21 protein-coding genes and 1 pseudogene are annotated in these 22,981 nt (G+C 68.2%); 14 read left to right on the top strand and 8 right to left on the bottom strand.

Features of this window, described 5'->3' with window-relative positions; genetic code table 11:
• Positions 1-31: 31 nt before the first annotated feature.
• Positions 32-1,072, bottom strand: coding sequence for an AraC family transcriptional regulator (locus VHS75_RS03910; protein ID WP_329637295.1), 1,041 nt, complete (start codon positions 1,070-1,072; stop codon positions 32-34).
• Positions 1,073-1,181: 109 nt separating this feature from the next.
• On the opposite strand from VHS75_RS03910, the gene VHS75_RS03905 reads away from it, so the two are divergent.
• Positions 1,182-2,216 (top strand): alpha/beta hydrolase, encoded by a 1,035-nt coding sequence (locus tag VHS75_RS03905; protein ID WP_329637294.1) that lies wholly within the window; start codon positions 1,182-1,184, stop codon positions 2,214-2,216.
• A 473-nt stretch (positions 2,217-2,689) separates the two neighbouring features.
• On the opposite strand, the pseudogene VHS75_RS03900 reads toward VHS75_RS03905, so the two are convergent.
• The 3 genes and pseudogenes from VHS75_RS03900 to VHS75_RS03890 all read right to left on the bottom strand — a co-directional run bounded on the left by VHS75_RS03900 (position 2,690) and on the right by VHS75_RS03890 (position 6,649).
• Positions 2,690-2,983, bottom strand: a pseudogene (locus VHS75_RS03900) (helix-turn-helix transcriptional regulator).
• 167 nt (positions 2,984-3,150) lie between these two features.
• The gene (locus tag VHS75_RS03895) at positions 3,151-4,413 is read right to left on the bottom strand and encodes an MFS transporter (protein ID WP_329637293.1); all 1,263 of its coding nucleotides are present in this window, start codon (positions 4,411-4,413) and stop codon (positions 3,151-3,153) included.
• Between the two features lie 4 nt (positions 4,414-4,417).
• On the bottom strand, positions 4,418-6,649 hold the full coding sequence (locus VHS75_RS03890; RefSeq protein ID WP_329637292.1) for a TonB-dependent receptor: 2,232 nt from the start codon (positions 6,647-6,649) through the stop codon (positions 4,418-4,420).
• A gap of 207 nt (positions 6,650-6,856) precedes the next feature.
• Here VHS75_RS03890 and VHS75_RS03885 point away from each other — a divergent pair, with 207 nt between their 5' ends.
• The 8 genes from VHS75_RS03885 (at position 6,857) to VHS75_RS03850 (ending at position 14,362) form a co-directional block, all read left to right on the top strand.
• Complete coding sequence (locus VHS75_RS03885; RefSeq protein ID WP_329637291.1) at positions 6,857-7,756, top strand: LysR family transcriptional regulator; 900 nt, start codon at positions 6,857-6,859, stop codon at positions 7,754-7,756.
• Between the two features lie 154 nt (positions 7,757-7,910).
• Positions 7,911-9,575 (top strand): bifunctional 3-(3-hydroxy-phenyl)propionate/3-hydroxycinnamic acid hydroxylase, encoded by a 1,665-nt coding sequence (locus tag VHS75_RS03880; protein WP_329637290.1) that lies wholly within the window; start codon positions 7,911-7,913, stop codon positions 9,573-9,575.
• Positions 9,572-10,114: a VOC family protein gene (locus tag VHS75_RS03875; RefSeq protein WP_329637289.1), complete on the top strand. Its 543-nt coding sequence runs from the start codon at positions 9,572-9,574 to the stop codon at positions 10,112-10,114. Before VHS75_RS03880 ends, VHS75_RS03875 begins: the two co-directional genes overlap by 4 nt.
• Positions 10,111-10,980 (top strand): fumarylacetoacetate hydrolase family protein, encoded by an 870-nt coding sequence (locus VHS75_RS03870; RefSeq protein ID WP_329637288.1) that lies wholly within the window; start codon positions 10,111-10,113, stop codon positions 10,978-10,980. Before VHS75_RS03875 ends, VHS75_RS03870 begins: the two co-directional genes overlap by 4 nt.
• Positions 10,977-12,065: a nuclear transport factor 2 family protein gene (locus VHS75_RS03865; protein ID WP_329637287.1), complete on the top strand. Its 1,089-nt coding sequence runs from the start codon at positions 10,977-10,979 to the stop codon at positions 12,063-12,065. The genes VHS75_RS03870 and VHS75_RS03865 overlap by 4 nt, the downstream gene beginning before the upstream one ends.
• Positions 12,066-12,068: 3 nt before the next feature.
• Positions 12,069-12,869: a cyclase family protein gene (locus VHS75_RS03860; protein WP_329637286.1), complete on the top strand. Its 801-nt coding sequence runs from the start codon at positions 12,069-12,071 to the stop codon at positions 12,867-12,869.
• Positions 12,866-13,858: a fumarylacetoacetate hydrolase family protein gene (locus tag VHS75_RS03855; RefSeq protein ID WP_329637285.1), complete on the top strand. Its 993-nt coding sequence runs from the start codon at positions 12,866-12,868 to the stop codon at positions 13,856-13,858. The genes VHS75_RS03860 and VHS75_RS03855 overlap by 4 nt, the downstream gene beginning before the upstream one ends.
• Positions 13,859-13,879: 21 nt before the next feature.
• The gene (locus tag VHS75_RS03850) at positions 13,880-14,362 is read left to right on the top strand and encodes a DUF5655 domain-containing protein (protein ID WP_329637284.1); all 483 of its coding nucleotides are present in this window, start codon (positions 13,880-13,882) and stop codon (positions 14,360-14,362) included.
• 86 nt (positions 14,363-14,448) lie between these two features.
• Here the strand turns inward: VHS75_RS03850 and VHS75_RS03845 are convergent, their stop codons facing one another.
• Complete coding sequence (locus VHS75_RS03845) at positions 14,449-14,775, bottom strand: helix-turn-helix domain-containing protein (RefSeq protein WP_329637283.1); 327 nt, start codon at positions 14,773-14,775, stop codon at positions 14,449-14,451.
• Between the two features lie 124 nt (positions 14,776-14,899).
• On the opposite strand from VHS75_RS03845, the gene VHS75_RS03840 reads away from it, so the two are divergent.
• The 5 genes from VHS75_RS03840 to VHS75_RS03820 all read left to right on the top strand — a co-directional run bounded on the left by VHS75_RS03840 (position 14,900) and on the right by VHS75_RS03820 (position 20,272).
• Entirely contained in the window at positions 14,900-16,006 is a 1,107-nt protein-coding gene (locus VHS75_RS03840) for an SDR family oxidoreductase (RefSeq protein WP_329637282.1), read from the top strand.
• Positions 16,007-16,328: 322 nt separating this feature from the next.
• Positions 16,329-16,787, top strand: a complete 459-nt coding sequence (locus VHS75_RS03835) for a hypothetical protein (protein WP_329637281.1) — start codon at positions 16,329-16,331, stop codon at positions 16,785-16,787.
• A gap of 22 nt (positions 16,788-16,809) precedes the next feature.
• A complete protein-coding gene (locus VHS75_RS03830) occupies positions 16,810-18,045 on the top strand; it encodes a paraquat-inducible protein A (protein WP_329637280.1) in 1,236 nt (411 codons plus the stop codon).
• Complete coding sequence (locus VHS75_RS03825; RefSeq protein ID WP_329637279.1) at positions 18,042-19,712, top strand: intermembrane transport protein PqiB; 1,671 nt, start codon at positions 18,042-18,044, stop codon at positions 19,710-19,712. Before VHS75_RS03830 ends, VHS75_RS03825 begins: the two co-directional genes overlap by 4 nt.
• On the top strand, positions 19,709-20,272 hold the full coding sequence (locus VHS75_RS03820) for an ABC-type transport auxiliary lipoprotein family protein (RefSeq protein ID WP_329637278.1): 564 nt from the start codon (positions 19,709-19,711) through the stop codon (positions 20,270-20,272). The genes VHS75_RS03825 and VHS75_RS03820 overlap by 4 nt, the downstream gene beginning before the upstream one ends.
• 142 nt (positions 20,273-20,414) lie before the next feature.
• Here the strand turns inward: VHS75_RS03820 and VHS75_RS03815 are convergent, their stop codons facing one another.
• The 3 genes from VHS75_RS03815 to cyoC all read right to left on the bottom strand — a co-directional run bounded on the left by VHS75_RS03815 (position 20,415) and on the right by cyoC (position 22,977).
• Entirely contained in the window at positions 20,415-21,872 is a 1,458-nt protein-coding gene (locus VHS75_RS03815; protein WP_329637277.1) for a catalase, read from the bottom strand.
• 101 nt (positions 21,873-21,973) lie between these two features.
• Positions 21,974-22,360 (bottom strand): cytochrome o ubiquinol oxidase subunit IV, encoded by a 387-nt coding sequence (cyoD, locus tag VHS75_RS03810; RefSeq protein WP_329637276.1) that lies wholly within the window; start codon positions 22,358-22,360, stop codon positions 21,974-21,976.
• Positions 22,357-22,977 carry a cytochrome o ubiquinol oxidase subunit III gene (cyoC, locus tag VHS75_RS03805; RefSeq protein ID WP_329637275.1) on the bottom strand — a complete coding sequence of 207 codons (621 nt, stop codon included), beginning with the start codon at positions 22,975-22,977 and terminating at the stop codon, positions 22,357-22,359. The genes cyoD and cyoC overlap by 4 nt, the downstream gene beginning before the upstream one ends.
• Between the last annotated feature and the right edge of the window lie 4 nt (positions 22,978-22,981).

Raw genomic sequence — 22,981 nt, 5'->3', positions numbered from 1 at the left:
CCGGATCATCGGCCCAAGTGGCGACGGGCTCCTAAGGCGCCAGTTCCCTCACATGGGGTCCGGCCTCGCCTTCCCGGTAGCGGAGCGCCCATTGCGAGGGCGTCATGCCAAACTGACCCCGGAACCAGCGGGAGAAGTCACCCGCGGTGGAAAAGCCGAGGAGTTCGGCGACCTCGTACAGCCTGCGTCTGCTGTTGGCCAAAAGCTCCTGGGAGAGTTCAGCCCGTACAGCGTTGATGATCGTGGTGACGCTCTCGCCCTCGACCGCCAAGTGTCGGTTAAGTGTGCGCCGATGCATGCCGAGATGCTGGGCGACCTGATCCACCGAACAGAGTCCGCTGGGCAGCAGCATCCTGACGATCTGCCGCGCCCGCTCCGCCGGCTCGTCGCGCAGGTTGGCCAACTGCATGTCCAGCCACCGCTTCAACTCGCGATTCAGCGTCGGATCTGCGGTGGAGATCGGCGTGTCCAGATCTCTGCGGCTGCACACTATGGCGTTGCATTCCTGCGAGAACTCGACAGCCGTTCCCAGCACACGGTGGTGCACCTCGAGGCTGGCCGGGGGCTCGTGCGTGAAACTGACCGCCACGGGCCTGAAGGTGTTGCGCGTCAGCGCTTTCAACGTCCGCAGACCGATGGCGGTCGACGTTTCGATGAGCTGACGCCAGACCCCGTGGCGCTGCATGTTGACACCTATATGCAGCAGCGCGACGTCGCCCTGATCCTCTTCGAGCCACGGTTGCACGCCCGCATTCTGCAGCGCCATATATCGGACGAGGGATTGCACGGCCGCGCGCAGCGTCGGCTCTTCCCGGATCAACAGCGCCAGCATGCCAAAGTTGGCCACGGTTCTGGTTTCCGCGAGCAACAGTCCGAAGGACTCCTGGCCAGACAGGCGCGCGGACTCCTCCAGCAGCCAGCCGACGGAATCCGAACTGATGATCATGTTCGGATCGTCGAGGACCCTCGCCGGCAGCTTGGCCATCCGCAGCATACGAAACGGATCGAGCCCCGCCGCACGGGCGACGTTTTCATAGTCGGTGAGGCTGGCGCTTCGCGTCAGGATGGGCATGGGTCGCCATCTGTCCCAATTTCACAAGGTCATGTCCCGCAATGCTTAGCACGCGGCGGGCTGTCAGGCCTACGATAGCGGCCAAGAGCTTGTAGGAACGGACAGGACAATGAACGCGAGCGCTGAAAGCCACGCCGGTCAGTCGCCCGCCACGTCAGGGCCATTGGGTGCCGACGATCCCGGCGCGTTCAACCATTGCTTCGCCGAGGTCAACGGCATTCGCCTGCACTACGTCGACCAGGGGCAGGGCCCGCTGGTCATCCTGCTGCATGGCTTCCCCTACCTTTGGTACATGTGGCGCCGCCAGATCGTGGCCCTGGCCGGCGCCGGCTTCCGGGTCGTCGCGCCCGACCAGCGGGGGTTTGGGCGATCCGAGCGGCCAGAAGACATCGAAGCCTACGATTTGAGCCAAGCCGTCGGCGATATGGTTGGGCTGATGGCCGCCCTGGGCGAAACCTCCGCGGTGATCGTAGGGCACGACCTGGGTGCATGGGTGGCCCAGGCGGCCGCAATGCTGCGGCCGGATCTGTTCCGCGCCCTGGTGATGCTCAATACGCCCGTGCCACCGCGTGGAAAGATCAGGCCGACCGTCGCTTTGCGGGAAATGGCCAAGGGGCGGGTCTATCACCACCTCTACTTCCAGGAGGTGGGCAAGCCGGATCGCGAACTGGCCGCCGACCCGCGCAAGACCTTGCGCAGCCTCTACTACTCCGTCTCCGGCAGTGCCGTCGGCGCCGAGCGCTGGCGGCTGTTCATCGAGCCCGGCGAGCCCATTCTCAACGCCTTCACGGAGCCGAAGGATTTCCCCGCCTGGCTGAGCGCGCGGGCTCTCGACTACTACGTCGATGAATACGCGCGCACCGGATTCACCGGAGCATTGAACTACTACCGCTGTCGCGACCGGAACTGGGAAATCACCGCGTTTCTGGACGGCGCCGTGGTCCGCCAGCCCAGCATGTTCATCGGCGGGGCCGCCGACCCGGCGCTGGAACAGATCACCGGCGTCTATGACCAGCTCGAAACCTACATGCCCGGACTGCGGAAGAAGGTGCTGCTGCCTGGAGTCGGCCATAGCGCCGCGGAAGAAGGCGTCGATGAGGTCAACGCATTGCTCCTTGAGTTCCTGAAGCCGCTGGGGCGCTAGCGTCCGGGCTGCCCGGCGATCGGACGTCCAGTGCAGCCGAGAGGATCCCAAACTGTCAGTTCGGACCGTCCAAATCCGCGAACAAATGCGAGATTTTACGAGAACCGCGTGCACAGGATTTGCACACGCGCTCCGCTAAGTAATTGAAAACACTGATCCGTACGTCCAGTCCATCATTGGCGCAGTCGAAAATCGCGCTGATAAGTTGTTGTTTTTGTTCATTAACTTTCGACAGAGTCGTTCCAACACCGGACTGGGCGGACTGAGATTTCAGTAAATTTAGCCGTTGATTTATCAGGAAAACTTTCTGGCCGCGAGTGCTGCGGGCCACCAAAAGTCGCATGTCAGTGCACGCAAAATGCGACGCCTTGGCTTGGCGATTCGGCTCAGAAAATCTTACGGCGGCCAGCAGGCCCGGTACCCCTAGGAATGCGGTGGGGAGGCCACGTCCACACGTCCACATGTGGACGTGGCTAGTCGCAGGAGATCCTATGACGGGCGGTGGGTTCGACCTTGGTCGCAGGCTGCTCGGACGTCGATTGTCGGACGCCACGATCCGCCCAGGCGATCAGGTCCGCCACGGCATAGACAACCCTACCACCGAGCTATCGATAGATTGGCCCTGTGCCCCCGGTGCGGTGCTTCTCCAATGTTCTCGGCGACAATCCGAGAAGCGGGCCGGCCTCCCGGGTGGTAAGGAAGGCGACCGGGGTGCCCCGGCGGCGGCGATTGCCCCCTGATCTCTCGACCTGGCTTCCGCGCCGCATTGCCACCCTTCGCGCGAGACCCTCGCCGATCGCCGTTCGCCGTCTTTCCAACCCGACGCCACGCCTCACGCTGCCTCACATATTCAACAACGAAGAAACCGGTCAGCCGTGCCGCCTCAGTGCGGCCAGCCCGGCCAAACAAAGGACTGCCAAGGGGTTGCTAGAGACTAGAGCGTGGCCTCAGCGACGCTCGCGGCCCCTATCTCGACCGCGCTTCGCCGCTCCGATCGGGGCAGCAGAGCGATGGCAACGGCGGAGAGGAAGACACCGACGGACGAGACGACGATGGCTGTGGTGTAGTCACCTGACCGCGCCAGCCGGGCGATCAGCAAGGGGCTCGCGCCACCGGCAAGGATCATGACGCTATAGGCCAGACTGTAGAGCCGGCCGAAGCTGGCCAGGCCGAAGTACCGGGAGACGGTGAAGGCGAGGATGTCGAGTTCGGCGCCGATGGTCAGGCCGACCGCCAGGGCCGCCAGGCAGAGGATGGACCCACTCGACGACAGCAGCATGGCCGTGCCTGCCGCCGAGATTGCGAAGACTGCCGCGGCGACGAACGACGCCCGGAAGCGATCGAGGGCGGCGCCGGAGAGGCAGCGGCCGGCGATGATCGAGACGCCGACAAGGGACTGGACCTGAGCGGCTTGATCGGGTGCGAAGCCGCGCTGCCGCAGGATGGTGATCAGGTGCAACAGGTAGCCACCGCCGAACAGGGCGGGCGCGGCGAAACAGGCCAGAATGAACCAATAGAGGGGCCGGCTAAGCGCGCTCCAGTCGCCGTGGTCCGCATGGTCTTCGGCGGCTGCGGCCGACACCGGCGCGGGATCCTGGCGGATGAGCCAGAGACCGAGAGCGCCCATGACCAACGCAAAAGCTGCGAGCGTCCAATAGCCACCGCGCCATCCGACCGCCGCGATGACGCGGGTCATCACCATCGGCGCGGCGATCGCGGTGACGCCGAGCCCGCTGATCATCAGGCCGAGCGCTAACCCCCGGCGGCGGTTGAACCTGGCCGCCACGACCCGCGCGTAGGTCGGCGGCGCGGTCCCGACGCCGAGCAAGGCCAGCACAACCATGGCCGTGGCGAACCAGCCGAAGTGGGCGGGCGCAGCCCCCATTCCAAGAAACCCGAGCGCCTCGCCGACCACCGCGAAGCCGATGATCCGGGTGGCGCCCCAGCGATCGATCGCCTGGCCGACGAAGGGCGCCACGAGCGCAACCGTCGCCGAGAGCATGAAGGTCGCGAGCGACAGCTGCTCGCGGGTGTAGCCCACCTTGGCGACCAGCTCGGGGACGAAGGCCCCGCCGGTGTAGGCGTTGAGCCCGATGACGCCGACCGAGGCGGCGATCATCGCCCCGAGCAGCGCGCGCCAGTGCCGCCGGAATTCGTGTCCGGCGGCGGCGCCCACATCAAGGGACTCTGGCGTCATCGGCCTAGAACCGGCGATCCACGGAAATCCCGAACACGCGGGGCTCGTTCAAGCTGACCTCGGGATAGCTGAAGGTCACAACGTCGGTCTGGACGATGCGGGCGTTGTTCAGGTTCGAGCCGAACGCAGCGAATGTCCACTTGTTGTCGGGGCTGTGCAGCGAAACCCGCGCGCCGACCGTCCCGCCCGCGCCATCGTACCAGGGCGTGGCGTTCTGGTTGGTGAAGTAGAAGTAGATCTTGTCGCGCCAGCGGAAGTTGGCTTCCGCCACCGCCATCCAGCCGTTCCGCAGCGGGAATTCCTGGCCGATCGAAGCGAAGGCCGCCCACTTCGGCGCGTTCGGCAGGCTGTTGCCCGCGGCGTTGACGAAGTTGTTGAAGATATCGACGGCCTTGGGGAAGGTCTTGAAGTAGGCGTCGGTGTAGGCGGTGTTCGCCGAGATGACCGTGTGCTCGAACGGCCGCGCATTGACCTCGAACTCGAAGCCCTTGATCTCGGAGGCGCCGGCGTTGGTGATGATCGCGCCGCCGGTCGGCACGCCCGCCCGAAGCTGCAGGTTCTTGTACTCGTTCTGGTAGGCCGTGAACGACAAGCTGAGGCGGCGGTCGAGGAAGTCGCCCTTGATGCCGCCTTCCAGTGAGGCGTTGGTCTCCGGTGCGAACGGCGGCTGCACGGCGAAGTCGTTGTAGCCACCCGCCCGGAAGCCCGTCCCGTAGCCGATGAACAACATGACGTCCGTGATCGGGTGGTAAACCGCTTTCACGCGGTAGGTGGTGTCGGCCCAGCTGGCGCTGCCGACGTATGGCGTGTTGGTGACCGCGCCCGTGATCGTGTTGGTGACCTGGATCCCGGAGTTGAGATCCTTGTGATCGTGCGAATAGCGCACCCCGCCGATGATCTGGAACTGATCGGTGACCTTGAAGGTGGCGTCGGCGAAGGCCGCATAGGAGTCGGTCTTCTGGTTGCCGTGGTAGAAGGACGCGGTCGACGTCGGTGTTGAGAACTGCAGGTTGTAGATGGTGTCGGCGTAGTCCTGGTCCTCGTGGAAATAGTAGAGGCCCGTGATCCAGGAAAACCGTGTGTCGCCATGCGACTGCAGCCGCAGCTCCTGGCTAAATTCACTGCTGCGATCGTCGTTGTTGTTGAAGCCCAGGCGCGGCGGCGTCGCCAGGCCTGCGGAGTTGTTCTGGCCGAAGACGTGCGTGTAGCGGTAGCCGGAGATCGAGACGAGGTCCGCGGCGCCCAGCGCGTAGGTGAGCTTCGCGGCCGCCCCGCCCACGTCCAGCGTGGTGTGGGTGGTCGGGTCCGACGAATAGTTGTTGTCGTTGTAGATCGCATCCTTCTGCGCCGCCGGTAGCGGCACGTTCGGCGTCGCCACAGGGATCAGGTTGCCGGTCGGCGACGTGCTGAAGGTCGTGGCGGCGTTGCGGAACAGGGCGGGCGTGTTGCTGATCGAGCCGTAGTCCGCCGAGAGCCGCGCCGTCAGCGGGCTGTCGCCGGAATAGGCCACGACGGCGCGGATCTGACCGCTTTCCCCGCCCGCGATATGTGAGCCGTCGAAGGTGTTCTTGGCCCAGCCGCGCGCATCCACGCCGCCGGCGGAGAGCCGGCCGGTGAAGCCGTTCCCGAGCGGACCTGAGACGGCCCCCTGGAAGCGGTATTCCGACGTGTCCTTGGCCTGGGCGCTGAAATAGCCCTCCGGCGTGCTGGTCGGGTCGGCGCTGTGCAACAGGATGGCGCCAGCGGTGGCGTTGCGGCCCTGCAGGGTGCCCTGCGGCCCGCGGACAATTTCGATGGACCCCATGTCGAGCAGATCCTCGGTCCCGATCGCCACGCCGCGCGCCAGGTAGACGTCATCCATGTAGATGGCGACCGGCTCGTCGCCGGTGTTGAGGGCCGAGCCCGAGGTGCCGCGCATGCTGAGATAGGTGCGCCCGCCGACGCCGTTGCCGTTGAACTGCACGCCCGGGACGGCGCCGGAGAGTTCGGTCAGGTTCTTGGCGTTGGTGGCCGCCAGGACCGCCGGCGTCACGACCGAGATGGAGATCGGGACATCTTGCAGGCGTTCTTCACGCTTCTGGGCGGTCACCACCAGTTCGGAGACTTCCACGCCTGATCCCTTGGCCGGGGCGTCGGCTTCGGCATGAGCGGGGGCGGGCGCCGCGGCGAGGCCGCAGGCCATCAGCGCGCCGAGGGCGCAGGAACCGAAGAGCGCCGGGCCACGGTCTGAGACCACGGAGGCAATGCTCCGCCCACGGCTGAAAGTGATCATCGTCGTTTCCCCCAAGAGTTCTTTGTCTGTTGGGCGGCAGTCTGCACGGGGGTCGGAGCCGCAGTAGTAAAACCTCGGCCTCGATCAATTCCTTGTGGTTATCGCATAGCCGCTCCACGTCAGTCTGATCTAATAGGTGGCCGAGCCGACCTCCGAAGGAGATGCATCGCCATGGACCTGCGCCTGCTCCGCTATTTCGTCGCCTGCGTGGAAAACAAGAGCATGCACGCGGCCGCCGAGGTGCTGCACGTGTCGCAGCCGGCGCTCAGCAAGGCGGTGCACCAGTTGGAGGCCGAACTCGGCGCGCCACTGCTTGAGCGACGGCCGCGGGGCGTGGTCCCGACGCCTTATGGCGAGACGCTGCTGCGCTACGCCAAGATGATCGACACCGAGCTGCGCCGGGCGTCCGCGGAGATCGACGCCATGCGCGGCGCGACCAAGGGCAAGATCAATGTCGGCGCCGTGCCCACCATGATCGCGCCCATGACCCGCGCCGCCCGCCAGATCCTGCAGGCGCATCCGGGCCTCAAGCTGGAGGTCCGCGCCGCCTTCTCCCGCGAGCTCACCACCTCACTTCTGGACGGCGAACTCGACCTCGCCCTGATCCTGATCCCGGAAGGCGGTCCGCCGCCCGGCCTGGCGTTCGAGCCGATCCGGCGGACAAACCCGGTGATCGTTGCGCGCGCGGAACATCCGCTGGCGGGCCGGGACAAACTTGCCCTGCACGACCTCGCCGCCTTTCCCTGGCTGGCGGCCACCTATCCAACCACCCACTGGCGGATTCTGAACCGGGTCTTCCTCGACGCCGGCGTGCCGCCACCCCAGGCCGCGATGGAGGTCAGCACCGTGGTCTTCTTCGCCCCGTTGATCCGCGAGACGGACATGCTGACCATCATGCCGCAATCGATGCTGAGCGAGAGCCCTGAGGGCGCCGGTCTCGTCGTGCTGCCTTTCGATCTCCCCTTCCCGGCTGAGCAGATCGTCCTGGGTTATCGGGAGAACAGCTACCTGTTGCCCGGCGCGAAGATCGTCATGCGCCATATCCAGGAGGTCTGCGCCGACCAGCCCTGACGGCGTCCCCGCCCGCGCTCACCGCCGCCTGCGATAACCATAGACTATCGAATCCTCCCCCGAAGCTGTTGGTCGGCGGCATCGCAGTCCCGGATAGTTCGTACTGAAAAGGTGTCGCGCAGACGGAACGCGCGGCCAATAGGTTGGGGGGAACGTGCGGTTGCACGCGGATCAGTACGACGTGGTCATCGTGGGCCTGGGTCCCGTAGGCGGGATCGCGGCCAACCTCTGCGGCCAGGCCGGCTTGCGGACCTTGGTCGTCGAGCGCGGCGTCGAGCCCTACCTTCTGCCGCGGGCGGTCCACATGGACGCCGAGGCCATGCGGATCCTGCACTCCGTAGGCTTGGCCAAGACGGTCGCGTCCCTGACGCGGCCGCTCGGCGGATCTGTCTATCTGGGCTGCGATGGCCGGCAGATCCGCGTCTTCCGCAGCCAGGACACCCGCGCCGCCCTGGGCTGGCCCGCCAGCAACCTTTTCTACCAGCCCGAACTCGAAGGGATCCTTCGACAGGGTCTGCAGCGCTTTCCCAACGTCGAGGTCCGGCTGGCCGCCGAATTCGCGGAGCTGGAGCAGGACGCCGAGGGCGCGCGCCTCAGGATCACGTCCGCGAACGGGGCCGACGGTGGTTGGGTGGGCGCGCACTTCGTCCTCGCCTGCGACGGCGCCAGCAGCCCGGTCCGCAAGGCGCTGAACCTCGACCTCGAGGATATGGGCTTCGAGGAGCGCTGGCTGGTGATCGACGGCCAAATGTCCGGCGCGATGCGCTGGCCGGAACGCTACGACATTCCTGCGGAGGTGCGCGACGGCCGCTACTCCCTGATGATCTGCGATCCGGCGCGGCCGGCGACGATCATCCCCGGCGCGGGACGCCATCGGCGCTGGGAGTACATGCTGCTGCCGGCGGAGAGCGACGAGCACGCGCTGCAGCCGGGCAACATCGGCGCCTTGCTGGCCGACTGGACCGATCCGGCCGACGTCGAGGTCGTCCGCGCGGCGGTCTATCGCTTCCACGGCCTGGTCGCGACGCAGTGGCGCTCCGGCGCGGTCTTCCTGATGGGCGATACGGCCCACCAGACCCCGCCGTTCTTTGGCCAGGGCATGTGCCACGGCTTCCGCGACGCCGCCCAGTTGGTCTGGAAGCTGGCGCTCGTCCGGCGTGGCTTGGCTGGGCCGGACCTGCTCGACACCTATCAGGCCGAACGCGAGCCTCACGTCCGGGCGATCATCTCCGCCGCCCTGACCGCCGGCGCCGCGGTCTGCATCCTCGACCCCGAAGCTGCGGAGTTGCGCGACGCACGGTTCCGCGCCGAGGAGGCCGCCCGGGCGGGCGCGGCCGTCGCCATGACCGATGTCGTGCCACCCATTCGGGCTGGCCTGGTCGAACCCGACACCGGCGGCGATCGGATCCCGCAGCCCTCCGTGGTCGGGGAGGCCGGCGCCGCGCCGCTTGATGATCTTCTCGCCGGGCGGCTGACGCTGCTGCTCGTCGCCGAGAGTCTCGATCCACACGCCATCGCCCAGGCATTGCCCTCCCGTTGGAGAGACCTGGGCGGGCAGGTCCTTCACCTCCTCCCCGAAGGCCGGCCCGCCCAGCGTGGGGCGATCGTGGACGCGAGCGGCAGCCTCGGCGCCTGGCTCGCCAAGGCCGGCGCCGCCTGGGCCCTGATCCGGCCGGACCGGTACGTATTCGCCAAAGGACGGACAGCCGAGGCGCTGGCCGCCAGCCTGCAACACCTTCTCCTCAGCCTTGGTCCTGTCCCCGGCCGCCTGGCCGCCGAGGGGACGTCGGCGCAGCCTGAAGAAAGCCAAACCTCATGAAGCTCGCGAATTTCAGCCTCAACCACATGGGCATCTACGTTATCGACATCGACACGATGAGCGACTTCTACACCTCGTTCTTCGGCTTCGTGATCACCGACCGACGGGACTCGCCGAACCCGATCCGCTTCCTGACCATGACGCCCACCGAGCACCACCAGTTGCTGCTCGCCTCAGGTCGCGATCCCCGGACGCCGACTACGCTGCACCAGATGTCGTTCCTACTAGAGGACTTCGCCGCCCTGCGCCGGGTGCATGACGCGGCCCAGGCCGACCCGCGCATCAGCGACATCCGCGGTCTCGACCACGGCAACAGCTGGGCGCTCTATTTCAAGGATCCCGAGGGCAACACGGTCGAGTGCTACGTCCACACCGACTGGCATGTCGATCAACCCTACGGCCGGCCGATCGACTTCAGCCTCAGCGACCAGGAGATCCACGACAAGACCCACGCCGAGGTCCTGGAGAACCCAACCTTCATGTCGGCGGAAGCGGCCCAATCGCGCCTGGAACGCCAGCTGGCGGACGCCGCGGCGTGAAGCTCGTCACCTTCAGCGTCAACGGTCGCCGCTCGGTCGGCGTCGTCCGCGAGAACGGGATCGTCGACGTGACCGAGGGCGGCGCCATGGAGATGTTGCTGGCAGAGGGCGCGGAAGGCATGGCGCGGGCTCATCGGGCCGCAGTGGCCGGGATACCAGTTTCGCTCGACAGCGTGCAACTTCACGCGCCCGTGACCCGGCCGGCGAAGTTCCTCGCCATCGCCGCCAACTACCAGAGCCACATCGACGAGGTGCTGGCCAACAACCCTGCCTATGTGCCGCCGGCCTCGCAGCGCTGGTTCACGAAATTGCCGAGCTGCATCAACGGGCCCTACGATCCGATCCTGATGCCGCCGGAGGGCCGGGAACTGGACTACGAAGCCGAGCTCGCCATCGTCATTGGCCAGCGCTGCCGGCGCGTGTCCGAGCGCGACGCCGCGTCGGTGATCGCGGGGTTCACGGTCTGCAACGACGTCAGTGTCCGCGACTGGCAACGCCGCAGTCCGACCATCATGCTGGGCAAGTCCTTTGACACCCACGGACCGCTAGGACCCTGGCTGGTCACGCCGGACGAGGTCGGCGATCCTCACGCCCTGAGGATCACCTGCACCGTGAACGGCCAGACGCGGCAGGATGGCTCGACGTCGGAGATGATCGACAACTGCTATGCGCAGATCGCCTATCTCTCGACCGTCTGCACACTCGAACCCGGCGACGTCATCGCCACGGGCACGCCCTTCGGCACCGGCGCGGCCATGAAGCCGCCTGGCCTGTTGCAACCTGGCGACGTGGTGCGCTGCGAGGTCGAGCGTATCGGCGCGATCGAGGCGACCGTCCAGGCCGAGACCGTGGCGGCCCAGGCATGACCCCCGAGTTGCAGGACTACGCCGCCAAGATGGAGATCCGCGATCTCCTGCACCTGCGCGCCCGCGGCGCCGACCGCTTCGATGTGCCCCTGATGCGGGCCTGCCATCCCTTGGACGCCACCGACAACCACGGCACCTACCAGGGCCCGATGCACGGCTTCCTGGACAAACTCGACGAGGCCATGCGCAGCGGGCCGCCCTGCCGGTCCAAGATGCACCTGGTGGCCAACGCCCTATTCGACCGGCGCGGCGACGACATCTTCGTCGAGAGCTACCATGTGGCCCACGAGACGTTCGAGCTGCCGGAGGGCGTCGTCGACTACCGGATCGGCGGCCGCTACCTCGACACCTTCCGACTTATCGACGGCCGCTGGCTGATCCAGCACCGCGACATCGTCTACGACTGGTCCCGCGTGCTCCCCGAAGCGCCCAGCTTCTGGGGCGCCGAACAGCCGCCCGGCCTGGTCGGGAACCGCACCGACGCCGACCCGCTCTATCGCGCCCATCCCGCCGCCCGAGGGCGCTTGCCGGGCGCCGCTTCAAATCCCTCCGGAGACGCCGCCATGGACGATGTCCAGCGCCTGCTCGACAAACAGGCCATCGCTGAAGTGCTCTACCGCCGCGCCCGCGCCGGCGACCGCAGCGACGCCGAGCTGGCCCACAGGTGCTACCACCCCGGTGCCACCGAGCGGCATGGGACCTTCGACGGCGAGGCGGCCGAGTTCATCGACGTGGTCTCCTGGACGCGGCCGAAGCCCGGCTCGCCCATCGTCGGCATGCAACACGTGATCTCCAACGTGATGGTGGATTTCACCGGCGCCGACGAGGCTTTCGCCGAGTCCTATCACGTGGCCTACTGCCAGATGACCGGCGGCGTCGACGCCACCATCGGCGGGCGCTACCTCGACCGGTTCGCGCGCCGCGACGGCCGCTGGGCGATCGCCCATCGCGACGTGATCTTCGACTGGAGCCGGGTCGAGCCAGAGACCGAAAAGTTCTGGGCTAAGCACCCGGCGGCGGACTTCCTCTATGGCCGGCGCGGCGAGACCGACCCGCTTTACGCCTACGTGCCACGCGGGGGCTGAACCATGGCCCGCCAGTTCATCGACATCTCCATCCCGCTGGAGAACGGCGTGGTCTCCGATCCGCCGGCCTATCTGCCGAAGATCGAATACATCGACCACCAGATGTCCGTGCCGGAGCTCGCCAAGTTCTTCCCGGGCCTTCAGCCTCAGGACCTGCCGGACGGCGAGGCCTGGGCGATCGAGAAGATCGAGCTGATCACCCACAACGGCACCCATCTGGACGCGCCCTATCACTTCGCCTCGACCATGAACCAGGGCGAGCGCGCCATCACTATCGACGAAGTGCCGCTCGACTGGTGCTTCCGCCCGGGCGTGAAGCTGGACTTCCGAGGCTTCGACGACGGCTATGTCGTGCGGGCCGCCGACGTTGAGGCGGAGCTGGCCCGCATCGGCCACACGCTCTCGCCCTTCGACATCGTGGTGATCAACACCCGCGCCGGCTTGCGCTATGGCCACGATGACTATCTCAAGGCCGGCTGCGGCATGGGGCTGGAAGCTACGCTTTACCTGCTGGAGCGCGGCGTGCGGCTCACCGGCACCGACGCCTGGAGTTGGGACGCGCCCTTCTCCCACACCGCCGAGCGCTACGCCGAAACGGGTGACGCCGGCCTGATCTGGGAGGGCCACAAGGCAGGCCGGGAGATTGGCTACTGCCACCTGGAGAAGCTGCACAACCTGGAGGTCTTGCCGGCCACTGGCTTCACCGTCAGCTGCTTCCCGGTGAAGATCCGCGCAGCCTCCGCCGGCTGGACCCGCGCTGTGGCGATCCTCGACGACGAGGCCGCGCCCGGATCCGTGCGATGAAGCTCGCCAGCCGCGCCGCTGACGGCCCGGATGGCCGGCTGCTGGTCGTCTCGCGCGACCTCAGCCGCGCCGTCGAGGCCAAGGCCGCCGCCACAATGCTGCAGGCGCTTGAAACCTGGTCTAACGTCGAGCCGGGACTGCGCGCTCAGTACGACGCGCTCAACGCCGGCGCCGAGCCGAATGCCGCCGCCCTCGACCCCGCAACCCTCGCTGCCGCCCTACCCAGATCGCACCAGTTCCTCGATGCCTCGGCCTTCCTGGCGCACAACCACATCCTGGCCGACGCCTGGGGCTACACCCGCCGCACCGAAGCCGACCCGCCGCTGATCTACCAGGGGCTCTCCGACCGCTTCTATCCGGCGCACGGCGAAGTCCTCTTCCGCTCCGAGGCCGATGACATCGATTTCGAGGCCGAGTTCGGGGTCATCCTCGACGCGACACCGCTGGGCGTTTCGCCCAGCGAAGCCCTGCGCCACGTCCGGCTGGTGGTGATGATCAACGACTGGAGCCTGCGCGCATTTGGTCCCGCAGAGATGAAGGGCGGCTTCGGCTTCCTGCAGGCCAAGCCGCCGAGTTCGGTTTCCGCCATCGCGGTGACCCCTGACGAATTGGGCGCCTGGCGCGACGGCCGTATCGGCCTGACGCTTCGGGTCCATCGCGGCGCGGCGCTGTTCGGCGCGCCCGACGGCGCGGCCATGAGCTATGGCTTCGGGGACCTGATCGCCCACGCCGCAGCCACGCGCGACCTCTGCCCCGGCACGCTCATCGGCTCGGGGACCGTCTCCAACTTCGACGCGGAGAAGGTCGGCTCCGGCTGCATCGCCGAACGCAAGGCGCTCGACCAGCTCGCGCCGCCCACGGCGGCGACATCCTACCTGCGCTTCGGCGAAACCGTCCGGATGGAGACCTTCGATGCTGCGGGCCAATCGGTCTTCGGCGCGATCGAACAGCGCGTGGCGCGCAGACCGGCGAGCGCCTGGCGACGCTAAACCTCGGACGCTTCGATCAGCTTGAAGCGGCCGTTCAGCTACATAGGCCGCCACTCACAAGCGCCCCAACAACCCAACGACCAGCTCGTTGAGGCGAGGCTGGACTTTCGGGAACGCATGAAGAACATTGCTTTCGGGAGGAAGGCGATGACTGAGGCTGAAGCCGCGCTATTCATACGGGCTGACGACCGCGTGCGAGAGACGTACGTCGCCATCATGGCGGCGGTTGAGTGCTTCGGATCGGTTGTAATCGAGCCCAAGAAGACCTCTATCCATATCGTGGCCGGTTCGGCCTTCGCGGGCATCCATCCTCAGAAGTCAAAGCTTCGGATCAATGTCCGCGCCGACCACCCGATCGAAAGCGCTCGCGTCCGGAAGGTGGAGCAGGTCTCGGTCCGCCGTTTCCACAACGAGATCGACCTTATGAGTCCCGATGATGTCGATGGCGAACTCGTTGCATGGCTCAAGGACGCATACGCACTTGGAGCCGGTGTGGGAGCCTGAGGGACGCGGCCGGCCGGACTTCATGAAACCTCGCAGTTCCGCTCAGCGCAGGACCGGAAGTTGGAACGCCGGACGCAAGCCGACATTCAGCCCGGCGGCGGACTGGCTTCGGGTTGCGGCCTCCGCGCCGCCCATTCCAGCAGTGCGTCGAGCGCCGGGCACATCGCCTGGCCCCACGCTGTCAGGCGATATTCGACCTTCGGCGGAACCTGCGGGTAGACGAGCCGCTCGACGATGCCGTCGCGCTCGAGGTCGCGAAGCTGCTGGATGAGCATCTTCTGCGAGACGCCGGGGATCGCCCGCTCCAGCTCCGAGAACCGCAGCACCTCGCGGTCGAACAGATGGAAGATGATGACCATCTTCCAGCGTCCTTCCAGCATCCGGAACGCCCCCTCCAGGCCTGTGGCGGCCATGTCCGGCGTTACGTCTTCCAGCTTACCTGTGGGTGAGTACCCTACTTTTTTGTCAGTTCTTGCCATATGAGCAGTATAGCCCCAGATCGATGGCTCAGCCAATGCGGAGCGCATGTCGATGGCCGTGAAGCTTCCCCTCCCGTTCGCCAGATACTTCGAAGCCGCAAACGGTGACGACGCCGATGCGGTGGCCGCGAGCTTCGCGGCCGACGCCCACGTCCGGGACGAAGGGCGCGACCACCATGGGCGCGACGCCGTCCGCGCCTGGGCGGCCGACGCGCGCCGGCGGTATCGCTTCCAGGCTGAGCCGCGGAGCCTGGAGCCCGCGCCGGACGGCGGCGGCGTCGTGACCGCCCACCTCACCGGAGACTTCCCCGGCGCGCCCGCGGACCTGCGCTATCGCTTCATCCTGGCCGGCGATGAGATCGCCGATCTGGAGATCACGCTGCGTCCTGCGGAAGCGGAGTTCTTCGGCCGCCGCGTGCTGGTCACCGGCGGCACTCAGGGCATCGGCGCCGCGGTCGTGAGCCGTCTGCGCAGAGCTGGCGCCACCGTCTTCACCACGGCCCGCACGGCGCCGCACGATCTGGCGGAGCGCGACGCATTCGTTGCGGCGGACCTCGGCCTGCCCGAGGGCGCGGCCAGCGTCGCGCAGGCCGCCCTGCGCCGCCTCGGCGGCCTCGACGTGGTGGTCCACAACGTCGGCGGCTCCTCGGCGCCGGGCGGCGGCTACGCCGCCCTGACGGACGACCACTGGACGGCCGCGTTGAATGCGAACCTTCTGTCAGCCGTACGCCTGGACCGAGCGCTGCTGCCGACGATGATCGAGCAAGGCTATGGCGTCATCGTTCACGTCTCGTCCATTCAGCGCGTGCTGCCGCTCTACGAGTCCACGCTGGCCTATGCGGCGGCCAAGGCGGCGCTCAGCAACTACAGCAAAGCCCTGTCGAACGAGGTCGGCCCCCAGGGCGTCCGCGTGGTCCGCGTCTCACCCGGATTCACCAAGACCGATGCGGCGAGCCGCATGATCGAGCGGCTCGCCCAGGCAGACGGGGTCGACACCGGCGCCGCGCGCGAAGGATTGATGCGCTCGCTCGGCGGGATACCGGTCGGCCGCCCGAACCGTCCCCAGGAGGTCGCCGACCTGATCGCCTTCCTGGCCAGCGACCGCGCCAGCACTCTGCACGGGGCGGAGTATGTCATCGACGGCGGCACGGTCCCCACGGTCTGACCGCCCGGCAAGCTAAGGAAGCTGCCGTCTCGGGGAGCGGATCCCGACACCGGACTGGACGAACTCATTTGCACTTTCAAAGAATTAGACGAAGTCCGCTCTCCGTGCGATCCACGAAAGCCTGGCTGGACTGCGCCAGGCGAACGTCATTGACGGCGCGACGATGCACGGGTTCGACGCCCGCCATCCGCCCCGCACCGACACAGCACTTTCCGACAAGTCGCGGCGGCGGCGTCAAAGATCGCTCGGCGGCTCGCCCCTAGGGTCCGCACGCTAGGGCCCGACCTCTTCCCGGTCGAGGCGCCAACCGTGGAGACCCACCTTGTCCAAAACCTTCCTCAACGCCGCGCTCGCGGCGGTCCTCGTCGCCGGCGGCTTGGCCGTTCCAGCCGCATCCCGCGCCGACGACGCGGCGAGCCCCGCCCCGGACGCCGGCCTCAGCCTGTCTGGCGGCGCGGTCGCGGCCGGCGTCGGTTTCGTCTGGGGCTCCGGCGAACTCAACTACAAGGGCGCGCCGCACGCCGTGAAGGTGTCCGGCCTGTCTGTGGTGGACGTCGGCGCCGCCAAGATCAGCGCCTCCGGCTCCGTCTACCACATGAAATCCCTCGCCGACTTCAACGGCACCTACACAGCCTTCGCCGCTGGCGCGACGATCGCCGGCGGCGGGGGCGTCGCCTATCTGAGGAACCAGAACGGCGTAGTCATAAAGCTGAACAGCACCAGCACCGGCCTGCGCTTCAACCTCTCCGCCAACGGTGTGACGCTTAAGGTGGAGCCCTAGCGACCCGGCTGGGCGCGGCGCCATGCAGCGGGACGGCGCGGCCTTGACCGCCCCCGTCGCCAGGGCCTGGGTCGCCTGCGCCCGCTGCGGCGCCGTGCAGGCGCCGGCGCCGAGGCCGGTGCTGAACTGCCGAGTCTGCCGTAGCGAACTCGAGCGGCGGACAGGCCGCAGCCTAGATGCAGCGCTGGCCCTGTCCGCCGCCACCCTCCTGCTGCTGGCGCCGGCCAACCTGGCGCCCTTCCTCAGCGCCAGCGTGCTGGGCGCGGTGCGCGAAAGCCACCTGGTCTCCGGTCCGGCCGAGTTGTGGCGGGAAGGCTGGCCCGCCCTGGCCGCGCTCGTCGCCCTGACGGTGGTGATCGCCCCGATCCTCCGATTCGGCCTGCTCACCGGGGCGCTCGGCGGACTGCGGCTCGGCCGCCACGACCGCTGGATCGGGCCGGTCTTCCGTTGGGCCGACCAGCTCCAGCCTTGGGCCATGGCCGATGTCGCCCTACTGGCCCTGTGGATCGCCTACACCCGCCTGAGCGCCACCGTGCCCACCCGCCTTGGAGTCGGCGGCGCCTGCTTCATCGCCGTGGGCCTCCTGTCGCTGTTCACCCGCGCCACGCTGAACAAGCCCGAGATCTGGCGGCGGATCCGCGCCCAGCGCCCCTGGCGCGACGGGCGCGACGGCTTCGGATGCGCCGCCTGCGGCTATCTGGTCCCGGCCCGCGCCGCGGGCCGGCGCTGCCCGCGCTGCGCCGCGCGCCTGTGGCCGCGTAAGGCCGAGAGCGCCGGCCGGGCCGCCGCCCTGACGCTCGCCGGGCTAGTGCTCTACGTGCCGGCCAATCTGTTCCCGATGGCCACCATCCCGATCGGACTGGAGCCCTCCAGCTATACAGTGCTCGAGGGCGTGAAGGACCTCTTCGAGGCCCATCTGTTCGGCCTCGGCCTGCTGGTGTTCTCCGCCAGCTTCGCGGTTCCTCTCCTCAAGCTCAGCGGGCTCACTTGGTTCCTGGTGGCGGTGGCCGGCCGCGCGCGCGGCGGCCTGCGCGCCAAGGCCCGGCTCTATGGCGTGGTCGAGGAGATCGGCCGCTGGTCGATGGTCGACCCCCTGGTGATCGCCTGCTTCATCCCGGTGATGCAGTTCAACGCCAAGCTCTACGGGCGCGCCGGACCGGCGGCGACCGCCTTCAGCGCGGTCGTGGTGCTGACCATGGTCGCCACTCGCGTCTTCGACCCCCGCAGCCTGTGGGACGCCGCCCGGAGGCGCGCATGACCGGTCCGACGGCCAAGCGTGGCGCTTCGAGCTGGCGGGGCCGCTGGCCGGGCCTGGTATGGGCGGCGCCGCTGGCCGCTCTGATCATCGTGGCCTACCTCGGCCTGCAGGCCTTCGCCCAGCGGGGCATCGACGTGGTGGTGACCTTCGAGTCCGCCCACGGCGCCCGGGCCGGCGACACGCCGGTTGTCTACAAGGGCGTTCGGATCGGCCGGGTGACCAAGATCGAAGTCTCCAAGGACATCCGGCACGTGGACATGACGCTTCGGCTGACGCCGCGCACGCGCGACGTCCTGCGCGACGGCGCGAAGTTCTGGATGATCGGGGCCCAGCCCAGCCTCACCGACCTCTCCTCCCTCTCCGCGGTGGTGTCCGGCGTGTCCATCGGCGCCGCGCCGGGCTCCGGCGCGCCACGCCGCCGCTTTGTCGGCCTCGACTCTCCGCCGCCGGTGCCGCCCGGCGAGGCCGGATCCTACTACCTGCTGGACGGCGACGACCTCGGGGCGATGCGGGTCGGCGCCGGCGTCTACTACCAGGGACTGGAGGTCGGGCGGGTCACGCAGGTGACGCTGGACCCAGCCCAGGGCTTTAGCGCCACCGCCTTTGTCGCCACGCCCTACGACCGGCTCGTGAAACCGGACAGCCTGTTCTACGGCGCCAAGGCGCTGGAGGTGCGGCTGACCCGGACCGGGCTCGCCGCGCGCCTCGGCCCCGGCAACTCGCCCCTGACCGGCGGCGTAGAATTCGAGACGCCGGCCGAGGCGGCGGGGGAGCCGCAGAGCCTGTCCGGCGCGACCTTCCTCTTCCATCCAGACCTCGACGACGCCGAGTTGGGCCCGATCGGCCCCGAGGTCGTCTACCACGCCTCGGTCGCCGGCGGGGGCGGCCTGCGGCCCGGGGCGCCGGTGCTCCTCGAAGGCTTCGTCATCGGCCGGGTGCTGAGCCGCCGGCTGAGCCTCGACGCGGGGGACGACCAAGCGGCGGCCGCCGTCCAGGTGGCCATCGCCCCAGAGCGCCTCGGACTGTCGGACGAAATCCGCGGCGGCGCCGCCCTTTCCCCCAGCGACTGGCGCCGGCGCACGGACGCGGTGCTCGCCCGGTTGATTCGCCGCGGCTATCGCCTGCAGCTCACCCAGACCCCGCCGGTGGTCGGCCCGGCAGGGCTGGACCTCGTTCGGCTGGATGCGCCGCCACCGGCCAACGGACGGCTGGCGCGGGGCGATCTGCCTTCCGCCGGCGCCGTCTCGCTCGGCAGCGTCATTGCCCGCGCAGACGGCCTGCTGCGCTCGGCGCAGGCCGTGCCCCTGGCCGAGATCGGCCGGAACCTGCGCCAGCTCACCGGCCGGCTCGACACCCTGGCCGGCTCGCCGCAGGTCGCCGACAGCCTGATGCATCTACACGCCGCCCTGGCCAACCTCGACCAGATCACCGCCGACGTGCGGCCCCAGGCCGGGCCGCTTGCGACCAAGCTCGTCCAGGCCGCCGACAACCTCGACCAGGCCGCGGCGGCCGCCAAGCGCGCCCTCGGCGGCGGCGGGACGCCGGCCGACGCCAGCCTGCCGGACACGCTACAGCAGATCACCGCCGCAGCGCGCGCCCTGCGCACCTTGGCCGACGACATCGACCGTCATCCTGAAGCGCTGTTGAAGGGAAAGGGCCGCCCATGATCGATCGCCGATGGCTCGCCGCGGGGATCCTGGCCCTTGGCCTGACCGCCTGCGGCACGACGCCGCCCACCCGCTACCTCACCCTGGCGGTCGCTGCGCCGGCGCAGCCGGGAGCCGGCGGGACCGGGCTCGTCCTCCGGCCGCTGGATGTTCGTTGGCCGGCCGCCCTCGATCGGCTCGAGGTCGCCCGACCGACCGGCGGTGTCGAGATGGCGGTCGACGAGCTGACGCGCTGGAGCGCCGCGCCAGGACGGCTGGCCGCCGCGGCCCTGACGGCGGACCTGCTGGCCCGGCGGCCAGGCGCGGTCATCGCGCCCTGGAGCGACCCGACGCCGGCAGACGCCGTCGCCGTGACCGTCCAGGTGGAGACTGTGAGCGAGCAGATGGCGGGCTATGGCCTGACAGCGGAGATCTCGATCGCCTGTGGCCCCGCCCCGCCGCGGCGCTGGACCTTTGAGGCCCAGGCCGACGGGGCCCACGACACGCAGGGCGAGGCCCAGGCCCTGAGCCGCCTGCTCGCCGCCCTCGCCGATCGGATCGCGGGCGACCTAGCCTGCTGAGCGTACGTCAGGCCCGCGCCCGCCTGGCGCTGGCCGGCGGGGCGGTCTGGCTGCTGCTCGCCGCCGCCAGCGACGCGCTGCACCACCGCCATCCCGGGTCGGCGGCCCGGGATGATCGGCGCGCGATGCTGGGTCCACCCGCCTATTCGGCGGCAACCTCGGCCGCGAGGCCCATGCGTTCGGCGACGCCCGCGCCATAGGCTGGGTCGGCCTTCGCGAAGTGGGCGACCTGGCGGCGCAGGATCTCTTCCGGCACGCCGGCCATGGCCGCGGCGATATTGTCCATCAGCTGGCGCTTCTGGTCGCTGGTCATCAGCCGGAAGAGGGCGCCGGCCTGGCCGTAGTCGTCGTTGCCCGCGCGGTGGTCATAACGGTCGGCGTCACCGGTGATCTTCAGCGGCGGTTCGCGATAGGCGGGGTTCTGCGCCGGTCCGCCGAAGCTGTTCGGCTCATAGTTCACCGAACCGCTCCCGTTTCCGTCGAAGCGCATCGCCCCGTCGCGGTGGTAGCTGTGGACCGCCGCCTTCGGCCGGTTGACCGGCAAGGCGTCGGCGTTGGTCCCGACGCGGTGGCGGTGGGCGTCGGCGTAGGAGAACAGCCGGAACTGCAGCATCTTGTCGGGGCTGTAACCGATCCCCGGCGCCACGTTGGCCGGCGAGAACGCCGCCTGCTCCACCTCGGCGTGGTAGTTGTCCGGATTGCGGTTGAGCTCCAGCACGCCGACCTCGATCAGCGGATAGTCGGCGTGCGGCCACACCTTGGTCAGGTCGAAGGGATTGTAAGGCGTGGTCTGCGCCTCCGCCTCCGGCATCACCTGGATGTGCAGGGTCCAGCGCGGATAGTCGGCGCGCTCGATGGCGTCGAAAAGGTCGCGCTGGTTGCTTTCGCGGTCGCCCGCGACGATGGCGGCGGCCTCGGCGTTGGTCAGGTTCTGGATGCCCTGCCGGGTCTTGAAGTGGAACTTGACCCAGAAGCGTTCGCCGGCGGCGCTGATGAAGCTGTAGGTGTGCGAGCCGAAGCCGTGCATGTGGCGGAAGCTCTTCGGGATTCCGCGGTCCGAGAACAGGATCGTCACCTGGTGCAGGCTTTCGGGGCTGAGGCTCCAGAAGTCCCACATGGCTGTGGGGCTGCGCAGATTGGAGCGCGGATCGCGCTTCTGCGTGTGGATGAAGTCGGGGAATTTCAGCGGGTCGCGGACAAAGAAGACCGGCGTGTTGTTGCCCACCAGGTCCCAGTTGCCTTGCGCCGTGTAGAACTTCAGCGCCCAGCCCCGGACGTCGCGCTCGGCGTCGGCGGCGCCGCGCTCTCCGGCCACCGTCGAGAACCGTAGGAAGACCTCGGTCTTCTTGCCGATCTCAGAGAACAGGTCCGCCTTCGTGTAGCGGCTGATGTCGTGCGTGACCGTGAAGGTTCCGTGCGCCGCCGAACCCTTGGCGTGGACCACCCGCTCGGGGATGCGCTCGCGGTTGAAGTGGGCGTGCTTCTCGAAGAGGTGGAGGTCCTGCACCAACAGCGGGCCGCGTGGCCCGGCGGTCAGGCTGTTCTGGTTGTCGGCGACGGGAATGCCGGCGGCGGTGGTCAGGGTGACGGGCTTGTCCATAGGTCCTCGCGTTCGAATGCTGAGCGCAGGCTGCGCGCGGCGTCCTCAAAAGGAAAATCGATTTAATCTGGATTTTGGATCGCTTGCGTCTATCGGCGCGATCACCGCTGCATCTGCATAAGCTGGTCCATCGGGACCATGTGCGTGCTGAGCTGCGCCATGATCCAGAGCGACCCGATCACCACCAGGCTGATGATCAGCAGGGTAAGCAGCAGCGCCAGGATGTTGGTCTTCTGCGCCGGCGCCGTGGTGATGTGCAGGAAAAAGACAAGGTGCACGATCATCTGGGCGATCGCCAGCGCGACCAGGGCCGCGACCAGGCTCGCGGGCGTCAGCCAGCCCCCGCCGGCCAGGACGAAGGAGGCGACGGTCAGGCCTGCGGCCAGCCCGAACCCAATCGCATAGGTCGGCCAGCGGCCGGTGGACCCTCGGGTGTCGACGCCCGGCGTACGCAGCTGGGTTGGGATCGAAGCGACGGTGTCGGTCACGGCTGGACTCCCAGGAGGTAGACGAAGGTGAAGATCGCGATCCAGACCACGTCTAGGACGTGCCAGAAGAGCGAGAAGCAGAAGAGCCGGCGGTAGTAGCTCTCGGAGAACCCCATCGTCGTGAGGTGGGCCACCAGCAGACCGATCCAAGCCAGGCCCACGGTAATGTGCAGGCCATGGGCGCCCACCAGGGCGAAGAAGGCCGACAGGAAGGCGCTCCGGTCAGGACCCGCGCCGGCCGCGATCATGCCGCCGAACTCGCGGATCTCGAGGCCGAGGAAGCCGACGCCGAGCAGGAACACCACGCCGAGCAGGGCTGTGAGTTCGCGCGGCTTGCGGGCCTCCGCCGCCTGCATCGCCAGACCGCAGACAAAGCTGCTGGTGAGCAGGCAGGCGGTCTCCAGCCCGACGTTCTTCAGGTCGAAGAGGTCGCGCGCCGATGGTCCGCCGTCCGTCGCCGTCTTGAGCACGGCGAAGGTGGCGAACAGCGCCGAGAACAGGATCGCGTCGCTGAGGAGGTAGACGTAGAAGCCGAAGCCCGTGACCCCGAGCTTGGTGGCGGGCTGGTACCGCGCCGGGGCGCGTTCGCCGGCTGCGGCGATCGATACTTGGGACATAGGT

The sequence above is a fragment of the Phenylobacterium sp. genome (assembly GCF_036264965.1).
Taxonomy (GTDB): Bacteria; Pseudomonadota; Alphaproteobacteria; order Caulobacterales; family Caulobacteraceae; genus Phenylobacterium.
The sequence above is the reverse complement of the archived record's forward strand: the minus strand, read 5'-3'. Positions and strand labels throughout refer to the sequence as shown.

Bases quoted from the DNA above. Each gene is read 5' to 3' on its own strand.
- VHS75_RS03815 (WP_329637277.1), bottom strand. From the start codon at position 21,872: ATGGACAAGCCCGTCACCCTGACCACCGCCGCCGGCATTCCCGTCGCC.
- cyoC (WP_329637275.1), bottom strand. From the start codon at position 22,977: ATGTCCCAAGTATCGATCGCCGCAGCCGGCGAACGCGCCCCGGCGCGG.
- VHS75_RS03825 (WP_329637279.1), top strand. From the start codon at position 18,042: ATGACCGGTCCGACGGCCAAGCGTGGCGCTTCGAGCTGGCGGGGCCGC.
- VHS75_RS03845 (WP_329637283.1), bottom strand. From the start codon at position 14,775: ATGGCCGCCACAGGCCTGGAGGGGGCGTTCCGGATGCTGGAAGGACGC.
- VHS75_RS03905 (WP_329637294.1), top strand. From the start codon at position 1,182: ATGAACGCGAGCGCTGAAAGCCACGCCGGTCAGTCGCCCGCCACGTCA.
- VHS75_RS03885 (WP_329637291.1), top strand. From the start codon at position 6,857: ATGGACCTGCGCCTGCTCCGCTATTTCGTCGCCTGCGTGGAAAACAAG.
- VHS75_RS03820 (WP_329637278.1), top strand. From the start codon at position 19,709: ATGATCGATCGCCGATGGCTCGCCGCGGGGATCCTGGCCCTTGGCCTG.
- VHS75_RS03860 (WP_329637286.1), top strand. From the start codon at position 12,069: ATGGCCCGCCAGTTCATCGACATCTCCATCCCGCTGGAGAACGGCGTG.
- VHS75_RS03830 (WP_329637280.1), top strand. From the start codon at position 16,810: ATGCAGCGGGACGGCGCGGCCTTGACCGCCCCCGTCGCCAGGGCCTGG.
- VHS75_RS03865 (WP_329637287.1), top strand. From the start codon at position 10,977: ATGACCCCCGAGTTGCAGGACTACGCCGCCAAGATGGAGATCCGCGAT.
- VHS75_RS03855 (WP_329637285.1), top strand. From the start codon at position 12,866: ATGAAGCTCGCCAGCCGCGCCGCTGACGGCCCGGATGGCCGGCTGCTG.
- VHS75_RS03895 (WP_329637293.1), bottom strand. From the start codon at position 4,413: ATGACGCCAGAGTCCCTTGATGTGGGCGCCGCCGCCGGACACGAATTC.
- VHS75_RS03910 (WP_329637295.1), bottom strand. From the start codon at position 1,072: ATGCCCATCCTGACGCGAAGCGCCAGCCTCACCGACTATGAAAACGTC.
- VHS75_RS03875 (WP_329637289.1), top strand. From the start codon at position 9,572: ATGAAGCTCGCGAATTTCAGCCTCAACCACATGGGCATCTACGTTATC.